The organism is Streptomyces sp. NPDC037288, from assembly GCF_055603265.1.
In genome coordinates, this window is sequence record NZ_JBVJVY010000137.1 from 1 (window position 1) to 4793 (window position 4793).

Genomic DNA, 4793 nt, shown 5'->3' on the forward strand with positions numbered 1-4793 from the left:
TCCCTACGAAACAAGGACCCACCCCGGAGCAGTGGAACCCGGCGCCCACCCGACACGACACTCGGGCCGTCGACATACCCGCCATCAGTCACAGAAAGCGAAACGGTCCACCGACTCCGTCGGCGGACCGTCATGCAAGATCGAGGCTAAGGCAGTAGGCCGGCCGCTTGATTATGTCATGCACACCGAACGGGGCCCCTCGGAATGCGCGAGAGGAGTGATGTCATCACGGTAAGGGGAGGGGCCCCTGAATTCGTCTCGGGCGGCTGGCCCGGCCTGAAAATTTTACCCTTAGAGTGGGAACGAAATGATTCCGCGCTAGGTCGCGCTATTAAGCTCTCGGAAGGAAGTCGAACAACTGCTTCATCTCGGATTTGCAGTCGTTAACGCGAAGCGCACCGTCCACCTTGATCGCGGCCATGCAAAGGCCAGATCCCTCATTATATACATTGCCGCTGTCGAGCTGCCACCATTTCTGCTCGTCCCTCTTGTTATCACAATTCGACAGCACTACCCTGTCGTTGGACTTAGCCTTGCCAGCGGGTGCGCCGATATCTAGACACTCGTTACCCTTGGCGGGGGCACCGTTGTTAAAAGCCATGCGCCGTAGTTTGCCATCAGCTTCGGGAAGCCATAGCTCTAACCCGTAAGCGTCGGCAGGATCCGAACACGGGGCCTGTGCGATAGCCCCACCCCCCACCAACCTCACGCATTCTCCATCAGGACCGACAATCCGCGTTGCTGGGGCGGCTTTTTTTTCATATGGGGAATCATGAAAGCCGACGAAGTCCCACACCTGGCCCTTATTTAGATCGTCGCACTTGCTAAGCCTTAGCTGCTGTCCTGGACTTAACTTTGGCGCTTCAACACAATAATTTGATGTCGTGTTTACCAGCGTTCCGCCACTGCCTAGCCGCCAATGCTGAGCAAAGGTTTCATTGCAATAGTGCAAGACTAAACGATCCTCGTTGGGGTACTTCGGCCCTCGGTCTACGACGCAAAAGACCAGGTTGTAATCGGAGTGATATACTCGGATTCTGCCATCGGCGCCGAAGAAAAACTCCTGCCCCTCGTTGCGGTCGAAGGTGTCGCACCAATATCTTGCGATATTTACGGGCGCATCATTAGTAATGCCACCGTTTTTTCCGTTGGGGATATTCCAGCAGAGATTTTCGCTATCGTGCGAGTCATACTTATAGAAATGAGGCTTGATCTTGTACTTGATGCCGACAGGAGTTGCGCGGCTTTGTGCCGCCCTGCCTGCTAAATCGCTCTGCTGATTTTTACGCGTGGTAGTCGATTCCTCTTGGGCAGGGTGCCTTTCGATGCTGGTCGCAGCAGATGCAGGGCCCTGAAGGAAGGCCATTGCGACTGTGCCAAACAACGCCACAGCGAGGTATGCTCTGCTCTTCATGTGTTTAGGGTTCATGGGATTAACTCATTTCTTTTCGACTTCCACCGGCCTGGGTGAGGTCCAGGGAGCTTTGGGTCGACGATGTCGGCATTTAGTAGTCAGTGCGTGACGGCTTGTCTAGATTTTTGGCCAGTCTCGGCTATTGGGTGTTGTCGCTGGTCCCTAATTTTCGTTGCCTTGCCTTACCGCCTGTCCCCTGAGATGTGCGTATCTCCACAGGGCGACTGCCAGAGTCCACCCTGTATCGGGGGCCGACGCGAAGTGCGACGAGCTCCGCAGTAGCCGTCGGCGCCAGCGCTCCACGGATACGCCAATAGCTGCAAAAACCCGTAGAAATACTTCCTGCTTGTCTTGCTATGGGGGGCGTGATGCCTTCCATGAAGCGGGACTCACCATTATGCTTTCCGGATCAGGCCGCTGGAAATACCGGCGCCGAAACCCCGACGTGCGACCGCGATGGTGACGAGGAGCGGCATCGCAGGTCGCCCTCCTGGGGCAGCTGCTCACAGTCGGAGGTAGGGCGAGAGGGGTCTGCTTCGGTGTATGTCCTTCTGGGTGGACGCCACCTCGTCAGTGCTGTGCAACCGGACACCAGCGCGTGCGATAGCCAGCCGGACACGGGACCGGCAGGAGCGTGGTGGTGCCGGCCCAGCTGCTGCCGACCCGCATAGGACCCGCAGCAGCGGAAGGAGTTGTCCCCGGATCAGATCGAGAAGGTGTGAAAGGAACAGCAGGCACGGATCTCCTCGACGATCATGACTGTGGCGGTGCTTGGCTGACCACAACCACCCATTGGTCGGATACTCCTCAGGCACTAGAGCTCTGAGCGTCCCACCAGTTAAGGAAGGCGCCAATGTTTCGACTGAATGTAACTGCTGCTCTCCTAATCCTTTCTTCCACTCCCTTCACGTCACCCTTTGCGCCATAATGAAAGGAAAAGAAGATTTGCAGATACTTACTATTTTTGTCGTTGACGAGTTTTACCGTTTGGCGGTACACGTCGTCCTGCTGTAGATGGAACTCCGCGGCAAGCCTGTTCATGTAGCGCAGACCAACATCGAAAGGAATTCCTACCCGCTGCATAGCTGCAAGTGCATCATATTTCGCTTTTACATTTGGACGCATTGTTTCAATATTCCACTTTGCGGCGTCATCATTGGTCTTTACGCCAGGAATCAGCACCTTATACATTCGCGCCACGTCCTGCTCGTAAATTACCGCTTCACCGGGAGATAAAGGCTTCTTTCCTTTGTCATTTTCTTCGTGTAAGTACCACAGCCACCTGCGGACGTTGTTGTTGTGAACTACATAGCTGTAAGCTTGGAACCATGCATCCTTGGGGGTATTTGGATTCGCAAGCCTAAATTTTGCCTGATAAGCCTCAAGGATGAGATAAGCGTTGTGGCTGGAAAAACCGGTCTCCTCTAGTGCGGCGAAGGCCTCTTGCCTGTAAGCAGTGGTGGGCTTTGCCTGGTCCCAGGAGTAGTATCCGAGTGTTGAATCGGCTGTCATGAGATTACCGCGCGCGGAGGGGGAAATCCTGTCGGGTAGGGCAATCCACGAGACGTCTGGCGCTGTTTCTACCTTCGCTGACCTCGCCTCATCCGCCCTTACGACAAACATGTTGACGGTTGAAAATCCCAACAATCCTGCCGTGGCACTGGGGCCCGCGCCGGGGATCCAGTTGAAGGCCGCAAACCAAGGACCAAGCTTGTCCAGAAAGGGGACTTTCCAGTACAGCGTACCCCAAGTGGACTCCCAGTCCTGCGTCGAAACATTTGCGGAGGAATCATTGGCAATCTTGACAGCGGCGCCGGGCTTCTTGATAATCTCGATTGCCTCGGCCCTGACCTTTTTTTCGTCGGAGGTGAGGCCACTGACGTTCGGTCTGGCTAGGAGATTCTGAATGCCTGTCCAGATCGTCTTAAAGTTTAATTCGTTCACTTTGGCTGTGCTCACGGCAAACGATACCAGCTTATGAGCGGCATCGTCTGGAGTAATCTCCTTACTCTGTACTTGCGCATACAGATTCCTTGCCTTATCCTGGTTGCCTTTAAGCCATTTGGCCAGCGCTTGAGCGGCTAGCTTCCTTGCTACCTTTGACGTGCCTGCAACGGGATCTGTCATGTTTTCGATCTCGCTCGTTACAGCAACCGCGATGTCTGCGCTCAGCCAGGCGGCCTTCACTTGAGTGAGCACGTAGATGTCCTGACCAGTCTTATTGGCCATGTGCACATTTTGGTCGGCTCCCAGGTGTGCCCAGTCCAAAAAAGACGTGCGGGCGCCTAATTGCTTCAAGAATGGGAGCTGTGACAGGCCCGGGTTCCATGGGGCTTTGGCCTGAGGCGAGGTCCTGGTGGTGGCCGGACTGACTGTGGCCGCGTCGGCGACGCCTGATCCCAGCACGACCCCCAGGGAAAGGACTACGGCGACGGCCTGGTTCGCCAAGGCGACCGAGGTCGTACGCACTTTCTTGTTACGTGCAGACATTTTCTTTTCTCCTGTGTGTGAAAATGAATCAGGAGGCCGCCGGGCTCCTGTTGGTGTCTTTGAACCCGGTTTCCAGTGGTCGAAGAGCATTCCACTGCTAGGCTGCTTTATTCGCCCTAAGTCGCTCCTGCCGGGCAAGCTCGTAGAGTCGCGCATGCTTAATGAGAGGTCTTCCCGTTGATATGATGACGAATGTGCGGCCGAAAGGGTAGTATCGGATGACTAGGCGCACGCCGCTTGCGTCGCGGGCGTGAAGCGAGCGCAGCAACTTGATCCAGAATGCCTTGTTTTTGCTGTCGCCGCATGCGCAGTGGTCCTGAGGACCTTGGGGCCGCCGTCCTCGGTGATGTTGCCAATCCCCCGCGAAGTGGGGAGACCTTCTAAGCGGCCAGTTGCAGAGTGTTGGTCCGGTTGTCGTCTTCGTAGTCGATCGGGCTGCGGTCCTCGGACATGCTGTGTAGATGCTGGGTGTTGTGGAGTCCGGTGAGCCAGGTGGCGATCTTCAGCCACGGCAGCTGTAAGTCTTGATCGTTGAGGCATCGTTACTGGTCAGCTGGCAATCGAAACACGGGTCAGGCCACCGCCCGAAGCGGTACCTGACCATCCTCAAAGTCGAAACAAGGCTCCGGAAGCCAGGGACGTCGCTCGGCGTCCCGCGAGGAGCGGGACGAACCCGGCGCTCGCTATTTGACCTGGTGCGCGGGCATCGGCCCATTCAAGCCTGTTGCCGACTTGTTAGCCTCGATCTTGCATGACGGTCCGCCGACGGAGTCGGTGGACCGTTTCGCTTTCTGTGAGCATTTTCAGAGTGGCCATCGATCGGGTGACGGCTGCTCCGCAGAAGTTGGGGGCTACCGCAGGCAGAGGCCCAGTCAACGTCTGGCGGCCG

General features: G+C 56.2%; 2 protein-coding genes. Both read right to left on the reverse strand.

The features are described 5' to 3' along the window. Positions 1–331: 331 nt before the first annotated feature. A complete protein-coding gene (locus ACZ7GZ_RS42235) occupies positions 332–1414 on the reverse strand; it encodes a ricin-type beta-trefoil lectin domain protein (RefSeq protein WP_471033065.1) in 1083 nt (360 codons plus the stop codon). A gap of 807 nt (positions 1415–2221) precedes the next feature. Continuing rightward, entirely contained in the window at positions 2222–3904 is a 1683-nt protein-coding gene (locus tag ACZ7GZ_RS42240; protein WP_471033068.1) for a hypothetical protein, read from the reverse strand. Positions 3905–4793: the final 889 nt, after the last annotated feature.

Bases quoted from the DNA above. Each gene is read 5' to 3' on its own strand.
- ACZ7GZ_RS42240 (WP_471033068.1), bottom strand. From the start codon at position 3,904: ATGTCTGCACGTAACAAGAAAGTGCGTACGACCTCGGTCGCCTTGGCG.
- ACZ7GZ_RS42235 (WP_471033065.1), bottom strand. From the start codon at position 1,414: ATGAAGAGCAGAGCATACCTCGCTGTGGCGTTGTTTGGCACAGTCGCA.